Consider the following 22,187-nt stretch of genomic DNA (forward strand, 5'->3'; position numbering starts at 1 on the left):
TCGTGGCCGGCGCGGGCCCCCACGGCCACGCCGCGTGACCGGCGGCGGTGGCCCCCACGAGCTCCCCCACACCCGCACGACACCCCCCACGTCCCCCCACACCGACAGCACGGAGATCGGGGCGCGCACAGGGCGCGCCCATGACGAGGGGAATCCCCATGCTTTCCAGACGACGGTTCATCGGTGCCGCCCTGGCGACAGGCGGCACGGTGGCCACCGGCGCAGCCCTGACCCCGCTGCTCGGCGCGGCGTCGGCCTCCGCGGCCGACGCGACCGCCGTCGCGTTCTTCACCCAGGCGATGCCGCTTCCGCAGGTCATCGCGCCCAGCTCCACCGCCAACGGCGTGGACACCTACAACATCTCGATACGCAAGAACACCAAGGAGATCGTTCCCGGCAAGCTCACCGAGGTCTTCACCTTCAACGGCGGCTTCCCGGGGCTCATCCGGGCCACCTCCGGCCGCCCGGTCGTCGTCAACCAGTACAACAAGCTGGACATGCCGGCCTCGATCCACCTGCACGGCGGGCACGTCGCCCCCGAGCACGACGGCGACCCGATGGCCACGATCGCCCCCGGCGGCGTCCGTACGTACCACTACCCCAACCAGCAGGGACACGCCCCGCTCTGGCTGCACGACCACGCCCACCACATGGAGTCCGAGCACGTCTACCGCGGCCTGTCCGCGTTCTACCTGCTCACCGACGCCCAGGAGAAGGCGCTCCCGCTGCCCTCCGGCTCGTACGACGTGCCGATCATGCTCCGGGAGGCGAACATCGACGCGGCCGGGCAGCTCGTCTACACCATGGACGACTTCATGGGCCGCTCCACCATCCTCGCCAACGGCAAGGCCTGGCCCTACTTCCAGGTCGCCGCCCGGAAGTACCGCTTCCGGCTGCTCAACTCCACCAACCTGCGGTTCTTCACCCTGCGCCTGCAGGACGGCTCGCCGTTCGTCCAGATCGGGTCCGACGGCGGTCTCCTGGAGAAGCCCTTCTCCACCGACACCGTCTCCCTCTCGCCCGGCGAACGCGCCGAGGTCGTCATCGACTTCTCCCGGTACCCGGTCGGCACCCGGCTCGTCCTGGAGAACACCGAGGGCCCGGGGCCGGCCGAACTGACCGGCAAGGTGCTCCGCTTCGACGTGGTGAAGACCGCCACCGACTCCAGCTCCGTGCCCGCCACCCTGCGCACCCTGCCCGCGCTGCCCGCCGTCACGGGCCGGCGGACCGTCGTCATGAGCATGGACGAGGGCGGGCGCCCGCATCCGCAGGGCTATATGGACGGAAAGGTCTACGACCACCATCGCGTAGACAACACCGTCCCCTGGGGCGGCTCGGAAATCTGGACGGTGACCAACAGCAATCAAGCCATTCCGCACAACTTCCATATTCACCTGGTGCAGTTCCGCGTATTGGAACGGAACGGAAATCCGCCCGGCCCGGCCGAGGCAGGACTCAAGGACACGATCCGCGTCATGCCCGGCGAGACGGTGAAGTTCCAGGCGACATTCGACAGCTATCGGGGAAAGTATCTCTACCACTGCCACATGCTCGACCACGCGGCGATGGGAATGATGGCCCAGATGGAAGTCGTGTGAACGGAGCACGAACCGACCTGATGGATTCTCCGCCCACTTGACGGAGTGCGGCCCGCGTCATTGGCCGGGCCCCCGCACGCAGCGGATGATTCGAACGAATTCCGGGCCGGCCGGCCCTGCCGAGGACACCTCCGTTCCGTGATCCGCCGGCCGGCCGGCCCGTCGTCCGTCCGATCTTCCCCGCCCGCTCTTCGCCGCTCGCTCTTCCCGCCGAGTGGATCTCTGCCACGAAGAATGCCGCCGCACCGTCGTCCTGTCGTCTTAGGAGAGACCCCCAGTGGACAACACTCTGCTCGACATCCGGCAAAGGCCGGCTCTGCAACAGCCCGTGTGGGAAGACGCCTCCCAGGTGGAACGCGTACGGGAGGAACTGAGCGTCCGCCCCTCCCTGGTCAGTCCCCAGGACGTGCACACCCTGCGCACGCTGCTCGCCAGGGTGGCCGCGGGCGAGGCCGTCATCGTCCAGTCCGGCGACTGCTCCGAGGACCCGGACGAGTCCACCGCCCAGCACGTCGCCCGCAAGGCCGCCGTCCTCGACCTGCTCGCCGGCGCCATGAAGATGATCACCCACAAGCCGGTGATCCGCGTGGGCCGCATGGCCGGCCAGTTCGGCAAGCCGCGCTCGAACGACACCGAGAAGGTCGGCGAGCTCGAACTCCCCGTCTACCGCGGCCACATGGTCAACGGGCCCGAGCCCGACCCGGAGTCCCGCCGCCCCGACCCGCTGCGACTGCTCACCGGCTACATGGCCGCCAACGACATCATGGGCCACCTCGGCTGGCGCAAGCCCGTCGGCCGGCCGGTCATCGACCCGCCCGTGTGGACCAGCCACGAGGCCCTGCTCCTCGACTACGAGGTGCCGATGCTCCGCCGCGACGACGAGGGCCGGCTGCTGCTCGCCTCCACCCACTTCCCGTGGATCGGCGAACGCACCCGCCAGACCGACGGCGCCCACGTCGCCCTCCTCGCCGAGGTCGTCAACCCGGTCGCCTGCAAGGTAGGCCCGAGCATGACCCCCGACGAGCTGCTCACCCTCTGCGAGATCCTCGACCCGGCCCGCGAGCCCGGCCGGCTCACCCTCATCGCCCGCATGGGCGCCGAGAAGGTCGCCCAGAAGCTGCCGCCACTCGTCGAGGCCGTCCGCGCCGCCGGCCACCCGGTGATCTGGCTGACCGACCCCATGCACGGCAACACCGTGAGCGCGCCCGGCGGCCTCAAGACCCGCTACACCACCACCGTCGAGCGGGAGATGTCGGAGTTCCAGCTCGCCGTCCGCTCCTCCGGCGGCATCGCGGGCGGCGTGCACCTGGAGACCACCCCGGACGACGTCACCGAGTGCGTGCCCGGCGAGCAGTGGGTCGGGCGCTGCGGCGAGCACTACACCAGCTTCTGCGACCCGCGGCTCAACCCCGGCCAGGCCGTCACGGTCATCTCGGCCTGGCGCGCCTGAGCCCCGTCCGCCCGACCCACGTCCCACGTCCGGCGCCCCCGTCCGACCCTCGCGCCCGACGCCCGACGCCCGACGTCCCACGTCTCCAGGGAGAAACCGTCATGCAGGACAAGATCGCTCTCGTCACCGGCGCCGCGGGCGGGATCGGCGCCGCGGTGGTCCGCGCGCTCGCCGACCGCGGTGTCACCGTCGCCGCCGTCGACCGGGACGAGGCCACGCTCAAGCAGCGGGTGGCCGCGTTCGCCGCCGAGGGTCTGCCCGTCGAGGCGTTCCCCGCCGACGTCACCGACAGCGCCCAGGTCAACGCCCTCGTCGAGGAGGCCGAGCGCCGCCTCGGCCCGATCGACTTCCTCGTCAACGCGGCCGGCGTCCTGCGCCTCGGTCCCGTCCGCACCTTCACCGACGAGGACTGGGCGGCCACCTTCGCCGTCAACGCCACCGGTGTCTTCCAGGTCTCCCGCGCCGTCGTCGACCGGATGATCCCGCGCGGCTCCGGAGCCCTCGTCACCGTCGCCTCCAACGCCGCCAACACCCCGCGCAGCGAGATGGCCGCGTACGCCGCCTCCAAGGCCGCCGCCTCCCTCTTCACCAAGTCGCTGGGGCTTGAGGTCGCGCAGTACGGTATCCGCTGCAACCTGGTCGCGCCGGGCTCCACGGACACCCCGATGCTGTCCTCGATGTGGCACGACGAGTCCGGCCCCAAGGGGACCATCGAGGGCCGCCCCGAGGCGTTCCGGGTCGGCATCCCGCTGAAGAAGCTGGCGCTGCCCACCGACATCGCCGACGCCGTGGTCTTCCTCCTGTCCGACCAGGCGTCCCACATCACCCTGCACGACCTGACGGTCGACGGCGGCGCCTCGCTCGGCGCGTAGAGCCCGCCCCGCACCAGAACCCCTCATCGCTTCCGTACCTGAGAGGACGTCATGGCCGGGATACCGCCCATCGAGGCCTATCCGTTGCCGACGGCCGGCGCGCTGCCGCCCGCCACCCCGCACTGGTCCGTCGACCCGGACCGCGCGGTCCTGCTCGTCCACGACATGCAGCGCTACTTCCTGGCGCCCTTCCCCACTCCGCTGCGCGAGGAGATCATCGCCAACGCGGCCCTGCTCCGCGACCGTTGCGCCGCCCACGGCATCCCGGTGGCGTACACCGCGCAGCCCGGCGGCATGACGCCCGAACAGCGCGGTCTGCTCGCCGACTTCTGGGGCCCGGGCATGCGCGTCGACCCCGCCGACCGGGAGGTCGTCGAGCCGCTCGCACCCGCCTCCGGGGACTGGCTGCTCACCAAGTGGCGCTACAGCGCCTTCTTCAAGACCGATCTGCTGGAGCGGATGCGGTTCCACGGTCGCGACCAGCTGGTCATCTGCGGGGTGTACGCCCACGTCGGCGTCCTCGCCAGCGCGGTCGAGGCGTTCACGAACGACATCGAGACCTTCCTCGTCGCCGACGCCCTCGGCGACTTCACCGAGGCCGAGCACTGGTCGGCCCTCGACTACGCCGCCAAACGCTGCGCCGTCGTCACCACCACCAAGGAGGTGCTGTGATGACCGCCCAGGAGCAGCACCGGGGCCGGCACCGGGACCAGGAGCAGCACCGGGGCCAGGACCTGTTGAGCCGTGTGCTCGGGACCGACCCGCCCGCCTTCGCCGTGCTGCACCGCCCCGAGACCACCGGGCCCGGCGCCCTCGACCTGCTGACCGGCGACATCTCGATGCCGGCGACCCTCGCCGACCTCCCGCTCCGCGAGGACCCGGGCACCGCCGGCCGGCACGAGGTCCTCGCCGTGGTCCCGTACCGCCAGATCGGCGAGCGTGGCTACGACCGGACCGACGACGGCGCCCCGCTCATCGCGATGAGCGTCACCGAGCAGACCACCGTCCCCCTGGACACCGTCCTGGCCGCGATCCCCGACGTCCCGATCACCCTCGCCGAGGGCCGCTTCGACGTCGACGACAGCGCGTACGCCGAGATCGTGCGCCGGATCGTCGCCGACGAGATCGGCACCGGCGAGGGCGCCAACTTCGTCATCCGCCGCTCCTTCACGGCCGAGATCACCGACTACGGACCCGGCAGCGCCCTCACCTTCTTCAAGCGGCTCCTGGCGCGCGAGACGGGCGCCTACTGGACCTTCGTCATCCACACCGGGGAGCGCACCTTCGTCGGCGCGTCCCCCGAGCGGCACGTCAGCCTCGCCGACGGCACCGCCGTGATGAACCCGATCAGCGGCACCTACCGCTACCCGGCCTCAGGTCCCACCCTCCCCGGCGTCCTCGACTTCCTCGCCGACCGCAAGGAGGCCGACGAGCTGTACATGGTCGTCGACGAGGAACTGAAGATGATGGCCCGGATCTGCGAGGACGGCGGCCGGGTCGTCGGCCCCTACCTCAAGGAGATGGCCCGGCTCGCCCACACCGAGTACTTCATCGAGGGCCAGACCGACCGCGACCCGCGCGAGATCCTCCGGGAGACGCTGTTCGCCCCGACCGTGACCGGTTCGCCGCTGGAGAGCGCGGCCCGCGTCATCGCCAAGTACGAGCCGCACGGCCGCGGTTACTACAGTGGGGTCGCCGCCCTCATCGGCCGCGACGCCCTCGGCGGCCGGGCCATGGACTCCGCCATCCTCATCCGTACCGCCGAGATCGACGCCGCCGGCCGGGTCGGGATCGGCGTCGGCGCCACCCTCGTACGCCACTCCGACCCGGAGTCGGAGGTCGCCGAGACCCGCGCCAAGGCCGCCGGACTGCTTTCCGCCCTCCAGGACGACGGCGCCGCGCGCTTCCGCGCCCACCCGCGCGTCCGGGAGGCGCTGGAGCGCCGCAACGCCACCATCGCCGACTTCTGGCTCGCGGAGGAGTCCGGTCGCGGCCGCCCCGGCCCCGACCCCGTCCTCGCCGGACAGCGTGTCCTGATCGTCGACGCCGAGGACACCTTCACCTCGATGATCGGACAGCAGGTCCGCGCCATGGGTCCGGAGGTGACGGTTCGCCGTTTCGACGAGGAGTACGCCTTCGAGGGCTACGACCTCGTCATCATGGGCCCCGGCCCGGGCGACCCGCGCGAGGCCGGACACCCCAAGATCGCGCACCTGCGGGAGGCGGTCGCCACCCTGCTGCGCGAGCGCAGGCCGTTCCTCGCCGTCTGCCTCAGCCACCAGGTCCTCAGCCTGGGCCTCGGCCTGGAGCTCGCCCGCCGGGACGTGCCCAACCAGGGCGTGCAGAAGGAGATCGACCTCTTCGGCAGCCGCGAACGGGTCGGCTTCTACAACACCTTCGCGGCCCGCAGCGACAGCGACCGCCTCCACCACCCGGACCTCGGCGCCGTCGAGGTCAGCCGCGACCCGGAGACCGGTGAGGTGCACGCCCTGCGCGGCTCGCACTTCGCGTCGATGCAGTTCCACGCCGAGTCCGTGCTCACCCAGAGCGGACCGCGGATCGTCGCGTCGCTGCTCGGCGGCCTGGTGAAGAGCGCGTCGGCCGAGGGTGTGCCCGTCGCATGACCGGTACGGTCCAGGAGGCCGCCGTCGCGCGGATCCCCGGCTCGAAGAGCATCACCAACCGGGCCCTGCTGCTCGCCGCGGCGGCCCGGGGTGCCACGGTCCTCCGGGCGCCGCTCGTCAGCGACGACACGCTCGCCTTCCGTACCGCGCTGACCGCTCTCGGCATCCCCGTCCGGACCGTCGGTGAGGACGACGCCTCCTGGGAGATCACCGGGAGCGGGCGGGGACCGCGCTCCGACGCCCGGGTCTGGTGCGCCGACGCGGGAACGGCCGCCCGTTTCCTGCCGCCCTTCGCGGCCACCGGGCACGGCACCTTCGTCTTCGACGGCTCCGGGCAGCTGCGCGCCCGGCCGCTCGCCCCGCTCGCCGACGCCCTCCGGCGACTCGGAGCGGGGGTCGAGGGCGGGGGTGAGGGCAGGGGCGACGGCGAGGGCGGCCTGCCGCTCACCGTCCGGGCCGAGGGGCTCGCGGGCGGGCGGATCGCCCTGGACTCCTCCCTGAGCAGCCAGTACCTGACCGGCCTCCTGATGGCGGCGCCGCTCATGACCGAGGGGCTCGCCGTCGAGGCACGTGCCCTGGTCAGCCGCCCCTACATCGACATGACCCTCGCCCTGATGCGCCACTTCGGCGCGGAGACGACCGAGCGGGACGGGGTCATCACGGTGGCGCCCGGCGGCTACCGGGCCGCCGGCCTGGCGGTCGAACCGGACGCCTCCACCGCCTCGTACGTCTTCGCGGCGGCGGCGGTCACCGGCACCGCCGTCACCGTGCCCGGGCTCGGGCGCCACAGCCTCCAGGGCGACCTGCGCTTCGTCGAGGCGCTGCGCCGGGCCGGAGCCGGCGTCGAGATCGGCGAGAGCGCGACGACCGTCACCGGAACAGGCAGCGCGGGACTGCGGGGCGGATTCACCGTCGACATGGGGGAGATCTCCGACACCTTCATGACCCTCGCGGCGATCGCCCCGCTCGCGGACGCGCCGGTCACCATCACCGGCATCGCCCACGCGCGGCTGAAGGAGTCCGACCGGATCGCGGCCGTCGCGGAGAACCTGCGGTCCTGCGGCATCCGCGCCGACGAGGGCCCCGACCGGATCACCGTGCACCCCGGCACTCCGCGCCCGGCGCGGATCGCCTGCCGCCGGGACCACCGGATCGCCATGGCCTTCTCCGTCCTCGGCCTGACCGCCCCGGGCGTGATCACCCTGGACGACCCGGCGTGCGTGGCGAAGACCTTCCCCGGCTTCCACGCCGAGATGGCCCGGCTGTTCCCCCGAAGCGGGTACCCGGAGGCGCTCGTCGCCCGCTGAGTGCGAGGGGGCCGAGGAACCGCGCATGAGCGCGTCCTCGGCCCCCTGACGGCGTGCCCGGTGTCGTACCAGGCCGGGTCAAGGCCCGTTCAGGAACGGGCGGGAGCCGTGCCGACCTCCACCCGGCCGAGGAGCGTGTGTCCGTCCGCGCCCAGGACCAGCTTGCGGTACCGGCCGCCCGCGCGGTCGGCCTCGCTGAACTCGATCGCCCCCTCCGTACGGGCGTGGATGTCACCGAACCCGGTCACGTCGATGCCGAGCAGCTTGAGCCGGGTCGGCTGCCCGGTGTCGCCGAACGGGGTGGGGGCGAGGCCCATGAGGCTCCGGGCCACGGCGGCGGCCATCCGGTAGCCGGGGGCGAGGAGACCGTGGCAGCGTCCCCCGACCGCGGCGCACTCGCCGACCGCCCAGATCCGTTCGTCGTCCGTGCGCAGACCGTCGTCGACGAGGAACCCGCCCCGCTCTCCGGTCGCCAGGCCCGCGTCCGCGGCCAGCTCGTCCCGGGGCCGTATCCCGGCGGAGAAGACGACGAGCCCGGCCTCGATCTCCGTACCGTCGGCGAGCCGGACCCGGTCCGCGTCGACGGAGACGGTCGTCGCCCCGCAGTGCACCTCGACGCCGAGCTCCCGCACCAGGGAGGCGAGAAGCCGGCCGCCGCCCGTGTCGACCTGGAGCGGCATCAGACGCGGGGCGGCCTCGACCACATGGGGGCGCATCCCGAGCCGCCGCAGCGCGTCGGCGGCCTCCAGACCGAGCAGGCCGCCGCCGACGACGACACCGGGCGCGCCGGGGCGGGCCGCGGCGCGGAGCGCCTCGATGTCCTCGACCGTGCGGTACGTGAGGCAGTGCGGCAGGTCGCGCCCCGGCACGGGCGGCACGAACGGCCGCGAGCCGGTGGCCAGGACGAGGGCGTCGTACGCGTGCCGCGTCCCGTCGGAGCACCGCACGGTCCGCCGGTCCCGGTCGATCCCGGTCACCGTCGTGGAGAGCCGCACGTCGACGAGGGAGTCGGGGACGGGCAGCGCGAGGTCGGCCGGTGTGCGCCCGGAGACGAGGGAGGAGAGCGCGACCCGGTCGTACGCGCCCCGCGGCTCCTCGCCGAGCACGACGACCCGCCAGCTGTCGGTCCGGTCCAACGCCCGCACCTCGGCGACGAGCCGATGCCCGACCGGCCCGTACCCGACGACGACGAGCGTCCGCCGACTGAGACTCATCCGACCTCCTCCGGGACCGGGAGGGCCGCGCACACCGCGCGGACCGCCGCCGTGCAGCCGCCGCAGCCGGTGGTCGCGCGGGTCGTCGCGGCGAGGGCCGCGAGGTCCCGGGCGCCGTGCTGCCAGGCGCGTACGACGGTTCCCTTGCTGACGTTGTTGCAGTGGCAGAGCACGGTCTCGTCGGCCATCGCGGCCGGGTCGTCCCCGTGGGCCTTCGTCCGCCCCCCGAGGAGGAGGGCGAGCCGGTCCTCGGGCACGGGACGGCCCGTGTCGCTCAGCTGGGCGACGGCCGCCGTGCCTTCGGGGAGGCCGACGAGCACGGCCCGGGATATCCGCTCGTCCCGGATCTCGATCCGCGCGTACCGGCCGCGCGCCGGGTCGGAGAAGGTCACGACCTCGTCGGGCGCGCCCGACGGCCCCGACGCGCCGAGCGAGGCGATGTCCAGGCCCGGCACCCTTGGGCGCAGGATCGGCGGCAGGGGTACGTAGCGGGTGTCGCCGCCCGTCAGGAGGGTGGCCAGGGTCTCCGCCTGGGCCAGGGCGCCCGCCAGGTCCGGCGTGCCCGCGCAGGCGCCGATCGCCCGGATCGAGGAATCGTTCGTGCGGAGGCGCTCGTCGACCACGATGCTCCCCGACGCGTGCCGCACCGCCAGGCCCGCCTCGCGGGCCGCCGCCGTCTCCGGCACGGTGCCGGTGCACCGCAGGACCGTGTCCGCGCCGAGCGTCCCGGACGCCGGGACATACCCGCCGAGCCGCAGTTCGATGCCCCATGACTCCAGGCGCGCCGCCACCAACTGGCCCGCGACCTCGTCGAGATGCCGGTGCATCGGGTAGGGGCCGCCGTGCGCCAGGACCACCCGGTGCCCGCGCCGCCGCAGCGCCGTCGCCGTCTCCACGCCGAGGACACCGCCGCCCACCACGGCCACCCGCCCCCGCACCGGCCGGGCGGCGTCGGCCAGGGTGTGCACGTCGCCGGTCGGCCGCGCCCCGGTCGCCAGGACCAGCGTGTCGTAGCCGTACCGCGTCCCGTCCGCGCACCGCACGACCCGGCGCGCCCGGTCGACGGCGACGACCCGGACACCCGTCAGGACCCGTACCCCGGGCGGCGGCGCCGACAGCGTCAGCGCGCTCGCCGGCACGTCCCCGCCGAGCACCGAGCCGAGCAGCGTGCGCTGGTACGCGGGGTGGGGCTCGGCGCCCAGGACCGTCACCGGGCCGTCGTGGCCGAGGGCGGCCAGGCGCGCGGTCAGCCGGTGCGCGGCCAGGCCGTTGCCGACGACGAGGATCCGCTTCACACACTCACCGCCCCGCCGGGGACCACGTCCACCGGCTCGACCCGTACCGCACTCACCTTGAACTCCGGCATCCCGCTGCGCGGGTCCAGCGCCCCGCCCGTCAGCAGGTTCGCCCGCCCGTCGCCCGGGAAGTGGAACGGCAGGAACACCGTGTCCGTCCGCAGGCTCTCCGCCAGCCGCACCCGTGCCACCACCGCTCCCCGCGCCGAGACCACCCGGGCGAGCCCGCCCGCCGTGACACCCGCGCGCCGGGCCGCGTCGGGGTGGATCTCCACGAACGGCTCCGGCTCCACCGCCGTGAGCCCGGCCACCCGCCGGGTCTGCGCGCCGGACTGGTAGTGGGCCAGGACCCGGCCCGTCGTCGCGTACAAGGGCAGGTCACGGCCCGGAAGTTCCGCCGCGTCGCGGTGCTCGACCGGTACGAAACGGGCCCGCCCGTCCGGGTGCGCGAAGCCGTCGAGGAAGAGCCTCGGCGTTCCCGGGTGCGCCGGCCCCGACGGCACCGCCGGGCACGGCCAGTGCAGCGCCTCACCGGCGTCCAGGCGCTCGTAGCTCACCCCGGAGTAGTCCGCCCGGCCACCCGCCGTGGCCCGCCGCAGTTCCTCGAAGACCTCGCGGGGCTCGACGGGATACCGCTCGGCGGGCTCACCGAGCCGTACGGCGAGCCCGCGCAGCACCTCCAGATCGCCGCGCACCCCCGGCGGCGGCGCGAGCAGCGCGCGCCGGCGCAGCACCCGGCCCTCCAGATTCGTCAAGGTGCCCTCCTCCTCGGCCCATTGGGCGACCGGAAGGACCACGTCCGCCATCCGGGCCGTCTCCGAGGGCACGAAGTCGGCCACGACCAGCAGATCGAGCGCCGCGAGCCGCTCGGTGACATGGCCCGCGTTCGGCGCGGAGACGACCGGGTTCGAACCGAAGACCAGGAGCGCGCGCGGGCCGCCGGCCGTCCCCAGCGAGTCGAGCAGCTCGTACGCGCTCGGCCCGGCGCCCGGCAGCGCGGCCGCCTCCACACCCCACACCGTGGCCATGTGCTCGCGGGCCGCCGGATCGTCGATCATCCGGTAGCCGGGCAACTGGTCGGCTTTCTGCCCCAGTTCACGTCCGCCCTGGCCGTTCCCCTGGCCGGTGAGGCAGCCGTAGCCGCTGCCGTCCCGGCCGGGAAGCCCGAGCGCGAGCGCGAGGTTCACGAACGCGGAGACCGTGTCGGCGCCCTTGCTGTGCTGTTCGGCGCCACGCCCCGTCAGGACGTACGCCCGGCGGGCGTCGGCGAGCATTCGGACCGCCTCCCGCTGGGCCGCGACCGGCACCCCCGTCACCCGCTCGGTCCGCTCCGGCGTCCAGGGCAGCGCCCGCTGCCAGGCCGCCTCGAAACCGTTCGTCCGCTCCCGTACGAAGGCGTGGTCGAGCCGACCGTCGAGCACCGTCAGCTGCAACAGGCCGAGTGCCAGGGCGAGATCGGTGCCGGGCGCGGGCCGCAGATGCATCGCCGCCCGCTCGGCGGTCGGGGTACGGCGCGGGTCGAGCACGATCAGCGCGGCCCGGTCCAGGTGCCGCATCAGCGGTGGCATCGTCTCGGCCGGGTTCGCCCCGGCCAGGAGCACCACGTCCGCCCGGCCCAGGTCCGTCACCGGGAAGGGCAGTCCCCGGTCGACACCGAAGGCGGCGTTGGAGGCGGCGGCGGCCGAGGACATGCAGAAACGGCCGTTGTAGTCGATCCGGCTGGTGCGCAGCGCGAGCCGGGCGAACTTGCCGAGGAGGTACGCCTTCTCGTTGGTCAGCCCGCCGCCGCCGAAGACCCCGACCGCGTCCGGCCCGTGCGCGCGCCGGATCTCCTTCAGCCGCCCCGCGACCAGGTCCAGGGCGGTGTCCCAGCCGGCGGGGGCGAGCCTGCCGTCCGCGCCGCGCACCAGGGGTTCGCGCAGCCGGTCGGCCGTCGACAGCACCTCGGGCGCGGTCCACCCCTTCTGGCACAGGCCGCCCTGGTTGACGGGGAAGGCGGAGGGGGTGACGGTGACCTCGCCGAGGGCATGACCGAGCCGCGTACCGCATTGCAGCGCGCAGTACGGGCAGTGCGTGTGGACGGTACGGGGCGGGGGAGCGGACCCGGGTACGGACAGGAGCTCGGAAAGGGGACCGGACATGGGCTCAGACACGGGTGACCCCGCGCCGTGCCGTTCGGGGTTCCGGCTGCCGCCCTGCCCGTACCGGTCGCAGGTACACCACCCACGTCACCGCCACACACAGCGCGTAGAAGCCGAGGAACGCCAGGAAGGCGGGTGCGCCGCTGCCGCCCTCGGAGCCGTACGCCGCCCGGAAGGCGAGGTTCACCGCGACGCCGCCGAGCGCGCCCACGGCGCCGGCGATCCCGATCACGGCGCCCGAGAGACGGCGGGCGCGGGCGAAGGCCGGGGTCGCGTCCGCGCCCCCGGTGACCTCGCGGCCGGCCCGCTCGGCGAAGACGGCCGGGATCATCTTGTACGTGGAGCCGTTGCCGATCCCGGTGAGCACGAAGAGCACGGTGAACCCGGCCACGAACATGGCGAAGGAGCCGTGCCGCGAGGCGAGGAGCAGCCCCGTGGTCCCGGCCGCCATCCCGGCGAACGTCCACGCGGTGACCCGCGCCCCGCCCCACCGGTCCGCGAGCCGCCCGCCGAAGGGGCGGGCGGTCGAACCGAGGAGGGGGCCGAGGAACGTGTACGAGGCGGCCTGGAGCGGCGTGGAGCCGAACTGGGTCTGGAGGACCAGGCCGAAGGCGAACCCGTACCCGATGAAGGAGCCGAACGTGCCGATGTAGAGCAGCGAGATCCACCAGGTGTGCGCGACACCCAGGGCCTCGCGCAGGGCACCCCGCCGGGCACCCTCCTCGCCGCGTACCGGCGCCAGGTTGTCCATCCGCAGCGCCGCCAGGAGCGAGACGAGGACGATCAGCGGCAGGTAGAACGCGGCGACGTAGGAGGGGTGCGTGTCGCCGGCCGTGGCGATGACCAGCAGCCCGAGGAGCTGCACGACGGCCACCCCGAGATTGCCGCCGCCCGCGTTGAGCCCGAGGGCCCAGCCCTGGTGGCGTTGCGGGAAGAAGGCGGTGATGTTCGTCATCGAGGACGCGAAGTTGCCGCCGCCGACGCCGCCGAGCGCGCCGATGAGGAGGAAGACCCACAGGGGCGTGCCGGGGCGCTGCGTGAAGTACGCGGCGCCGCAGGCGGGGACGAGCAGTACGGCGGTGGCGAAGACCGTCCAGTTCCGGCCGCCGAACCGCGTGACCGCGTGGCTGTACGGGAGTCTCAGCACCGCTCCCACCAGCGTCGGGACGACGACGAGCAGGAACTTCTCGCCGGGCGTGAAGGGTAGCCCGATGCGGGGCGACATGAACAGGACGAGAACCGACCACATGGACCAGACGGAGAACCCGATGTGCTCGGAGGCGACGGAGAGCGCCAGGTTGCGCCGGGCGATCCGCTTGCCCTGGCCCTCCCAGAACCGGACGTCCTCCGGGTCCCAGTCCTCGATCCACCGGCCGCGCCCGGGCCTCCGCCCGTGCCCGGTGTCCCGTCCGTCGCCGGGCCTCCGCTCGGTGTCCCGCCCGCGTCCGTCGCCGGGCTCGCGACCGCCCCGGTCCGTCACGCTCACGGCGTGCCCTTCAACGCCCGGTCCACCAGCGGGCCCGCCGCGCCCGTGTAGGCGGCCGGGTCGCAGAGGGAGGCCACCTCGGCGGCATCCATGACCCCGGCGAGCTCCGGGGCCTCGGCGAGGACGTCGGGGAGCGGGCGGCCGTCGCGGTCCGCCGTCACCGACGCCCACGTCAGCAACTCCTTCGCGGCGGCCTTCCCGAGCCGGGGCGCGAGCACGGCCGCGATCCGCTCGGAGACGACCTGGCTGCCGGTGAGCGCCAGGTTCTCCCGCATCCGCTCCGCCCGCACCTCGAGTCCCTCGGCCAGCTCGACGGCCGTGTGCGCGGCGCCACCGGTCAGCCGCAGGCACTCGCGCAGCAGCTGCCACTCGGCGTGCCACACCCCGCCCGAGCGCTCGTCCTCATGCACCAGGCACTGCCCCAACGCGCCCGCGAGGGCCGGCACCTGGAGGGCGGCGGACCTGATCAGGGTCGCGAGGACCGGGTTCCGCTTGTGCGGCATCGCCGACGACGCCCCGCGCCCGGCCCCGCCCGACGGCTCGGCGACCTCCCCGACCTCCGTCCGCGCGAGCGACTGCACGTCCACCGCGATCTTCCCGAGCGCCCCGGTCGCGAACGCGAGCGCGAACCCGAGATCGGCGACGGGGGTGCGCAGGGCGTGCCAGGGCAGCAGCGGCGCACCGCGCAGCCCGGTCTCCTCGGCGAAGGCCTCAAGCAGCCGCTCGCTGTACCCGGCCACGTCGAACCCCTGGACGCCGGAGCGGTCGGCTCCCGGCGGGCCGGGGTCCGGCGGGTTGTCGTCCGGCCCACCGGGAGCGGACGGCCCGGCCTCACCGGCCGCGAGGCGCGCGTACTCGACGTACCCGGCGAGCGTTCCCGCCGCCCCGCCCAGCGAGACCGGGAGGGACTCCTGGACGCGGGCGAGGCGCTCGTCCGCGTCCAGGAGCAGGGTGCGCCAGCCGGCGGCCTTGAGGCCGAAGGTGGTCGGGACCGCGTGGAGGGTCAGGGTGCGGCCGGCGATCAGGGTGTCGCGGTGGCGCTCCGCGAGGGCGGCCAGCGCGACCGCCGTGCGGTCCAGGTCCGCGCGGATCAGCCGCAGCGCCCGGTCCGCGACCAGCATCGCGCCGGTGTCGAAGATGTCCTGGCTCGTCGAACCCCGGTGGACGTACTCCGCGGCCGCCGGGTCCTGTGCCGCCACCACCCGGGTGAGTGCCTGCACCAGGCCGACCACGGGGTTCGCGGTCTCGCGGGCGGCGAGGGCCAGGGCGCGCAGGTCGAGGCGCTCCGCCCGCGCCGCGTTGGACACGGCACGAGCCGCCCCCTCCGGGACCGTGCCGAGCCGCGCCTGGGCCCGGACCAGGGCGGCCTCGGCGTCCAGCATGGCCTGCAGCCAGGCCCGGTCACCGACCACCGCCTCCACCGGTGTCCCGGCCCGTACGGGCGACAGGAGACCCGCGTCCTCCCACGGGCGCGTCACACGATCACCCCGGCGAGCTGCGCACCGGAACCCTCCGCCGAGCCTTCCGCCGTCCCCTGCGCCGAGCCCTCCGTCACCGGCCGCACTCCGGCCGGCACCCGGGCCGTCGGCGGCAGCGCGCACAGGGCCCGCGCGATCGCGTCCGAGTCGCCCAGGGTCACCGAGTCGACGCCCGGCCTGATCCCGGCCGCGGTCACCCAGTGCACGGACTCGGTGGGCACGCCGTACGCGAACCGGCGTGGGTGCGGCCGGCCACGGCCGTCCACCACCCGGTACGGCCGCTCGGTGACGGCCAGCCCCCCGGTCTCGTAACTCGTCCCGCAGGAACCGGCGATCCGGTACGGCGCCGCCTGGTCGGTGTTGAGCAGGTGGAGCATCAGCGGATCCTCGGTGCGCCGCAGGTCCGGCTCCGGCAGCCGCGCCTCGATCAGCACCGACGCGCGTACGGGCGGCCCGGGCACGGAGTCCGACGCGGCCACGAACGACGGCGCCGCCGCGTCGAGGCGGATCTGCGTGCCGGGTCCGGTGACCTCCAGGACACCCGCCTCGATCAGCGCGATCATCTCCTCGATGCGGGAGGCCGGCGGGCCGATCGAGAGGAAGCCGTTGAGCGGGGTGTACCAGCCCTCGAGGTCGTCCCGGTGGGAGTTGCCCTCCAGGCCGCCGTGGTCGACGGCGAGCCGGACCTCGTTGCGCAGGTCCCGCAGCACGTCGAGGGCGGCCTTGAGCGGCCCCCGCACATTGCCGGCCCGCGCCTCCGCCACATCCCGCTGCAGATGGCGCAGCAGCCATGCCCGGAAGTCGCCCCGGCTGGAGAACTTGCGCTCCCCGTACGGCCGGGACAGCTTCTCCCAGTCCCAGCGGCGCGTCTCCTCGATGCCGTACGAAGCCACCAGCTCATTCCGGTCGGACTCCTCGACGGTCGCCAGGTAGCGCGCGGTGAACTCCTCGCGCTCGTCGCCGCGCCCCAGGGAGTCGAGGAGCGTGCCGTAGTAGACGCTCTCCACCTCCCGGGAGATCAGCGGCCACAGGTCCTGCCCGAAGTTCACCCGCTCGCCGTCGACCGACCGGGCCCGCAGCCGGGCGATGAACTCCGGGGTGAGGAGTCGGGGCAGGTGACGCCCGTACGCGCCCTTCTGGTTCTCCCCGCGCGCGTGGTACGGCACCCCGCGGCGCGAGGACGCGAACAGTTTCGGCTCCCGCCCCGAGGCGCGGTACACCAGACGCCCCTCGCGCGGCTCGAAGACCCCGCCACGGCCGGCCGTGAACAGCGCCATGTGGTCGAAGAAGTTGAGCCCCAGGCCGCGCAGCAGCACGTGCTGTCCCGGCTCGACGCCGCTCAGGTCCAGGTCCGCCGGATTGGCCGGCGCGAGGTAGCGCAGATTGTGGATGCGGGCCAGGCTCGCCGTCCGCGCCTCACGGGCCGTCAGCCGGGCCGGCACGTGGCCCTGGGCGAGCACGACCCCGTCGAGGTGGTTGAGCCGGGTGCCGTCCTCCAGACGGACGCCCTGCGGGCCGCCGGGCACCCCGTGGGTGTCGGCCATCGCGACCGCCCGCGACCGGTGCACCCGGACCGTGACATGACCCGGCGCGCGGGCCACCACCCGCTGGAAGCAGTCGTGCAGATACCGGCCGTAGAAGGCACGGGAGGGGTACGAGTCCGGGCCGAGCCGGCCCGCCTCCTCCAGCGTCGCGGCGTCGTACGCGTCGGCTGACGCGCCCGCCCGCGTCAGCACCACGAGCTCCTGGGCCCACTCGTACAGGCTGGGACCCGGCTCGATCGGGCCCTCGATCCGCGCGCTGTCGTCGGTGTACACGGTCACCTGCGAGGCGACCGTGTTCATCAGCAGGTGCCGCGACTGCTCCGTCCGCCACACCGCGCCCGGGCCGGGCGCCGCCGGGTCGACGACATGGACGGTGAGCGTCCGGTGGGTCGGCGCGACGCGCTCGTTGGCGCAGATCCGCTCCAGGACGGACAGCCCGCGCGGCCCGGCACCGACGATGCAGAGCTCGGCGTGCGTGTCGCTCATGCCTGCTCCCCGGTGGTCGTCCAGGCCGGCTCGCCGGTCGCGGGTCATACCTGCTCCCCGCTCGTGGGCGCCGTGCCGGCAGCGAGCAGACGCGCCAGCTCCAGCCGCTTGATCTTGGTGGTGGCGGTCTGCGGCAGCTCGCCGAGCCGCCACTGCACCGGCTCCGCCATCGGCGGCAGCGACGCCGCCGCCGCCTTCCACGCCGCCGGGTCCAGCGGGCGGTCGTCCTTCGTGCAGACCACCGGGACGGCCCTGCCGTCCGCGCCGGGGATGATGATGACCTCCGCCAGCTCCGCCAGCTTCCCGAAGAGGGTGTCCTCGGCGGCGAGCGTGGAGCCGAAGCCCTCGATCAGGTCGACCTCGCGGTCGAGCAGGTGCACACACCCCCACTTGGTGCGGTAGCCGACGTCACCCATCCGCCACCAGCCGTCGGCCGACACCTGCTGGTCGTACCGCTCCTGTTCGCCGAGGTACGTGACGATCCTGCCGTCGCTGCGCACCTCGATGTAGCCCGGGTTCTCCGGCGAGGGCTCCTTGCCGTCCCGGCTCACCACCCGGACGTCCGTCATGCCGGGGAAGGGGCGGCCGACGCAGCGCCCGTCGTCCTCGAGCGAGCGGCGCCGGGTGAAGGCGCGCACCACCGCCGGACCGACCTCGCTCTGCCCGTACAGCTGGCCGAAGAGCGGCGCGCGCCGCTTCGTGGCGCGCAGCAGGGTGTGCACGGTCCGCGGGTGGATCGCGTCGAAGGTGGACGAGAACAGCTTGACGTTCGACAGCGGGCCGCGCGGGTCGTCCGCCAGCTCCTCCCACTCCATGAAGGAGTTGGGGTGGGCCTCCAGGATGCCGGGCTTGAGCCGGGCGAACAGGTCCGCGGCGCGCTTCGGGTCCGGGTCGGCGAGCACGATGACCGGGAAGCCGCGGAAGAGGGAGATCGCGAGCGCCGTGAAGAGCCGCGAGTGCACGAACGAGACATGCATGGCGATGGTCTCGCGACCGCGGATCAGGGGCGCGATCGCGGAGACCTGGGGCCGGTAACGGGCCTGCAGCGTACGGCCGGTGTGCACGGCCAGCTTCGGCGTGCCCGTCGTTCCCGAGGTGTGGGTGATCAGCGTCGGGTGCTCCGGCGGCATGGTCACCGCGGGGACCCGCGCCACGCCCGCCAGGCCGGCCAGCTCGGTGGCGCGCTCGTGACTGCCGGAGGCCAGCAGCACCGTACCGGCCAGGTCGAAGACCTCGGCCGGCAGCTCCTTCTCCAGCTTCGCGGCGTCCGTCAGGAGGAAGGGCCGCTCCGTGCGGCGCACCAGTTCCGCGGCGGTCGCGCCGTCCAGCTTCGGGGAGAGCAGCACCGGTACGGCCCCGATGCGGGCGATGGCGCAGGACAGCAGCGTGATGTCGAAGCCGTCGGACTTGTAGACGACGACGCGCTCGCCGGGGCGCACCTTCGCCGCCCACAGCCGGGACGCGAAGTCGTCGATCAGGTCGGCGATCTCGGCGACCGTCGTGCGCCGCCCGAGTTCGGGCGCGATGTCGAGGTCGTGATCGAGGATCACCACGTTCGCGGGGTGCCGGGACGCCGCTCGCTCGAACAGCGTACCCAGCCGGATTCCACGGTTTCCAATGCGCTGCAGCAGCATGTCCCCAGGCTTTCGTCGGTAGAAATGCCGAGATCGAGAGAGATCGGCAAGGCGAATTCGAGCCGCTCCCGCGAGAATGCGCGGGGTGATGAAGGGCGGACGGAGAATGGGCGTTATTTCGCCGTTCTCGGAACGGGATACTGCTGAGCGTTCATGGGGCGGTCAACGATGCGATTCAGGGTCCGTCAAGTCCGGTGCCGGAACCGTGCGCATCCCCGTCCGTGTCCATGTCACCGTCCGCGTTCACGTCCAGTGCGAAGTGCAGTGCCACGATGTTCATGCGTTGTGCGTGGTAGAAGCGCTGTGCTCCGGGGTTGGCCGTGCCGGTGTCGAGTTCGAGTCGTACGCAGCCGGCCCGGCGGGCCCGTTCGCGCAGCTCGCCGATGAGCCGGGAGCCCACGCCGGCCGAGCGGGCGGCCGGTGCGGTGACGAGGTCGTCGACGAAGAGCAACCGTCCGCGGCTGGTGGCCAGCACGCGATGGGTGGCCACACCGACGCAGCGGCCGGCCGGGTCGTGGGCGGCGGTGAAGACCAGCCCCTGGTTGTGGGCGGCGGTCGCGAACTCGAGGAACGCGTCGGCGCCCAGGCCGGGCCGGAGCGTCTCCATCAGCGGCCCGACGTCGGTCACGAGGGCGGGGTCGTCCGGCGTCAGATCGGTCAATGTCAATTCCATGACCGTGAGCGTAGGGCGCTAATGGCGTCCGGTCCGGCCGAGTTGACACATCATGCGGCACACAGGCGAAAAAGTGGTTACACCCTGTCAGTATCCGGTGCATGCGCGCTGCCTACATCGAAGAGCTCGGACCGCCGGACGCGATTCAATACGGAGAACTGGACGCACCGCGCCCCGGACCTACGGACGTTCTCGTCGACGTCATGGCCACGACGGTCAATCCGGTGGACACGTTCGTCCGTTCCGGACTGTTCCGGACTCCGTTGCCTTTTCCTTTCGTGATCGGGCGTGATCTCGTCGGTCGCGTCGCGGAGACCGGAGCGGGCGTCCACAACTTCGCGGTGGGCGACCTGGTGTGGAGCAACAGCCTGGGCCACGAAGGGCGTCAGGGCGCCGCCGCCGAGCAGGCCGTGGTCGCGGCCGACCGGCTCTACCGGCTCCCGGCAGGTGTCGACGCGGAGACCGCGGTGGCCGTGGTCCACCCGGCGGCCACCGCGTACCTCGGGCTCTTCACCCACGGCCGGGTACGGGCCGGGGAGACGGTGGTGGTCGCGGGCGCGGCCGGCAACGTCGGCAGCGCGATGGTCGTCCTCGCCGCCCGCGCGGGGGCACGGGTGATCGCCACGGCCCGGCGGCGGGACGCCTCGTACGTCTCCTCGCTGGGCGCCGCCGAGGTCTTCGACTACACCGACCCGGAAGTCCACGAGCTGATCCGGAAGGCCGCACCGGACGGCGTCGACGTCTATCTCGACGCCTCGGGCACCAACGACCTCGCCCACAGCGTGGACGTGCTGGCGCGGCGCGGCCGGATCGTGCTCCTCGCGGGCGCCCGCACCCAGCCCGTCCTGCCGGCCGGCCGGCTCTACATGAAGGACGGCACGATCGCCGGATTCGTCATCTCCCACGCCGCCACCGCCGAACTGGCCGAGGCCGCCGAGACCATCAACCGTCTCCTCGCCGCCGGGCTGCTGCGCCCGCGCGAGGTCGAGGTCCGTCCGCTGAGCGAGGCGGCCGAGGTCCACCGCCGCATCGAGACGCACGGCCCCCACGGCAGCCGGATCGTCCTGCGCACGACGGCGCCGGACGTCACGCCGGTGACGGCCTGACCGACGTCCCGGCCACGCACACCCGCTGACGTACCGTCACGCCCGGGCGTCCCGACGTTCTCCCGGTGCGCTCCGGGCGTTCGGCGGCACCGGGAAGGTGGTCGCACGACACAGTTCACGCCATGCCATGGTGATCTTGGCACCCCCGTCACGCCCCGGCCACCGGCCGGGAACGAAGTGGCCGAGGTCACCGTTGACCCTCTCTCGGGGGCCGAATTAGTTTCGGCCAGCGGTACGGGTTCCCTCAGGGGCTCCCGGTTTCTCTCAACAACGGGGGTTGAGGCAATTGTCCCAGCACGGCGCGGACGGAGGCGGGGGCACCGACGCGCTCGCGGTTCTGGAGCTGCTCGCTCAACAGGCCCCACCGGGCCGCTACGAAGCACTTCTCGGCGAGGCCCGGCGGGCAGGGGCGTCGCCGGCCGAACTGGCGCGACTCGAAAGGGCCGTTCAGCTCGCCGCGGGCATCTGCTCCTCCTTCGACCGCCGCGAGCAGCGCGAGGCCGGGCTGGCCGCACTCGTCGACACCGCACGGGACCTGACCCTCCCGTACGACCTCGACAGCCTGCTGCGGGTCATCACCCGCCGCGCCAAACGGCTGCTCGACTTCGACATGGCGTACGTCAGCCTGCGCGACACCAACGGCTCCTCCTTCGTCCTCACCACCGAGGGCTCCCACACCGGACTGACCACCGGTCTGCGGGTCATCGACGGGCACGGACTGGGCGGTGAGGCACACACCCACGGCGAACCGGCCTGGACCGCCGACTACCTGGAGGACGACCGCTTCCCGCACGCGCGGGCGGTCGACGAGGTCGTCAGGGCCGAGGGGCTGCACGCCATCATGGCCGTACCGCTGCGCAGCGGCGACACGACCGTCGGCGCGCTGTACGGCGCCGATCGCAGGGTCCGGCACTACACGCCCGACGAGATCGGGCTGATGTCCTCACTGGCCGACCTGGCGGCGGTCGCCATCGAGAAGGCCGGCCTCCTCGACCAGACCAGGGCCGAGGTGACCGAACTGGAGCTGGACAGCTCGCGGGCCCGCTCCAGCCTCACCCGGATGCGGCACGTCAGCGAGGCCCACAGCCGGATCATGAACCTCGTCCTGGCGGGCGGGGACCTGTGCAACGTGGCCAAGGCGGCGGGTGACGCGCTGGACGGGACCGTCATGATCCGTGACCCCGGCGGGCGCAGCCTCGCCTCCGGCGGCGAGATCCCCGGCCTCGACGAGGAGGCCGTGGCGAAGGCCTCGCTGGACGCGCACGCCGGCCGCCGGCCC

The 22,187-nt window shown here is 73.5% G+C and carries 16 protein-coding genes; 8 read left to right on the forward strand and 8 right to left on the reverse strand.

Going from position 1 to position 22,187, the window contains the following annotated elements; translation table 11 throughout:
• Positions 1-158 precede the first annotated feature (158 nt).
• The 6 genes from IE136_RS20540 (at position 159) to aroA (ending at position 7,851) form a co-directional block, all read left to right on the forward strand.
• Positions 159-1,598 carry a multicopper oxidase family protein gene (locus tag IE136_RS20540; RefSeq protein ID WP_189601047.1) on the forward strand — a complete coding sequence of 480 codons (1,440 nt, stop codon included), beginning with the start codon at positions 159-161 and terminating at the stop codon, positions 1,596-1,598.
• A gap of 277 nt (positions 1,599-1,875) precedes the next feature.
• On the forward strand, positions 1,876-3,048 hold the full coding sequence (locus IE136_RS20545; protein WP_158987436.1) for a 3-deoxy-7-phosphoheptulonate synthase: 1,173 nt from the start codon (positions 1,876-1,878) through the stop codon (positions 3,046-3,048).
• A 101-nt stretch (positions 3,049-3,149) separates the two neighbouring features.
• Entirely contained in the window at positions 3,150-3,920 is a 771-nt protein-coding gene (locus tag IE136_RS20550; RefSeq protein ID WP_158987434.1) for a 2,3-dihydro-2,3-dihydroxybenzoate dehydrogenase, read from the forward strand.
• Between the two features lie 51 nt (positions 3,921-3,971).
• Positions 3,972-4,592 (forward strand): isochorismatase family protein, encoded by a 621-nt coding sequence (locus IE136_RS20555; protein ID WP_158987432.1) that lies wholly within the window; start codon positions 3,972-3,974, stop codon positions 4,590-4,592.
• Entirely contained in the window at positions 4,592-6,544 is a 1,953-nt protein-coding gene (locus tag IE136_RS20560; protein WP_189601048.1) for an anthranilate synthase family protein, read from the forward strand. The genes IE136_RS20555 and IE136_RS20560 overlap by 1 nt, the downstream gene beginning before the upstream one ends.
• Positions 6,541-7,851 (forward strand): 3-phosphoshikimate 1-carboxyvinyltransferase, encoded by a 1,311-nt coding sequence (gene aroA / locus IE136_RS20565; protein ID WP_158987428.1) that lies wholly within the window; start codon positions 6,541-6,543, stop codon positions 7,849-7,851. Before IE136_RS20560 ends, aroA begins: the two co-directional genes overlap by 4 nt.
• Positions 7,852-7,940: 89 nt before the next feature.
• On the opposite strand, the gene IE136_RS20570 is transcribed toward aroA, so the two are convergent.
• From IE136_RS20570 to IE136_RS20605, 8 genes are all read right to left on the reverse strand, one after another.
• Positions 7,941-9,065 carry an NAD(P)/FAD-dependent oxidoreductase gene (locus IE136_RS20570; protein ID WP_158987426.1) on the reverse strand — a complete coding sequence of 375 codons (1,125 nt, stop codon included), beginning with the start codon at positions 9,063-9,065 and terminating at the stop codon, positions 7,941-7,943.
• A complete protein-coding gene (locus tag IE136_RS20575) occupies positions 9,062-10,360 on the reverse strand; it encodes an FAD-dependent oxidoreductase (RefSeq protein ID WP_158987424.1) in 1,299 nt (432 codons plus the stop codon). Before IE136_RS20575 ends, IE136_RS20570 begins: the two co-directional genes overlap by 4 nt.
• On the reverse strand, positions 10,357-12,501 hold the full coding sequence (locus IE136_RS20580) for a molybdopterin oxidoreductase family protein (protein ID WP_189601049.1): 2,145 nt from the start codon (positions 12,499-12,501) through the stop codon (positions 10,357-10,359). Before IE136_RS20580 ends, IE136_RS20575 begins: the two co-directional genes overlap by 4 nt.
• A 4-nt stretch (positions 12,502-12,505) precedes the next feature.
• Positions 12,506-13,867, reverse strand: a complete 1,362-nt coding sequence (locus tag IE136_RS20585) for a nitrate/nitrite transporter (protein ID WP_189601086.1) — start codon at positions 13,865-13,867, stop codon at positions 12,506-12,508.
• Positions 13,868-13,983: 116 nt separating this feature from the next.
• Positions 13,984-15,465, reverse strand: coding sequence for a class-II fumarase/aspartase family protein (locus IE136_RS20590; RefSeq protein ID WP_158987420.1), 1,482 nt, complete (start codon positions 15,463-15,465; stop codon positions 13,984-13,986).
• Entirely contained in the window at positions 15,462-17,495 is a 2,034-nt protein-coding gene (locus IE136_RS20595; protein WP_158987418.1) for an FAD/NAD(P)-binding protein, read from the reverse strand. Before IE136_RS20595 ends, IE136_RS20590 begins: the two co-directional genes overlap by 4 nt.
• Positions 17,496-17,539: 44 nt before the next feature.
• Positions 17,540-19,129, reverse strand: coding sequence for a class I adenylate-forming enzyme family protein (locus IE136_RS20600; RefSeq protein WP_189601050.1), 1,590 nt, complete (start codon positions 19,127-19,129; stop codon positions 17,540-17,542).
• 175 nt (positions 19,130-19,304) lie between these two features.
• Positions 19,305-19,802 (reverse strand): GNAT family N-acetyltransferase, encoded by a 498-nt coding sequence (locus tag IE136_RS20605; protein ID WP_158987414.1) that lies wholly within the window; start codon positions 19,800-19,802, stop codon positions 19,305-19,307.
• Positions 19,803-19,903: 101 nt separating this feature from the next.
• On the opposite strand from IE136_RS20605, the gene IE136_RS20610 reads away from it, so the two are divergent.
• Positions 19,904-20,908 (forward strand): NADPH:quinone reductase, encoded by a 1,005-nt coding sequence (locus IE136_RS20610; RefSeq protein WP_158987412.1) that lies wholly within the window; start codon positions 19,904-19,906, stop codon positions 20,906-20,908.
• Between the two features lie 286 nt (positions 20,909-21,194).
• On the forward strand, positions 21,195-22,187 hold a 993-nt coding region (locus IE136_RS20615), incomplete at its 3' end, for a GAF domain-containing protein (protein WP_189601051.1).

This window comes from Streptomyces lateritius (genome assembly GCF_014649715.1).
GTDB lineage: Bacteria > Actinomycetota > Actinomycetes > Streptomycetales > Streptomycetaceae > Streptomyces > Streptomyces lateritius.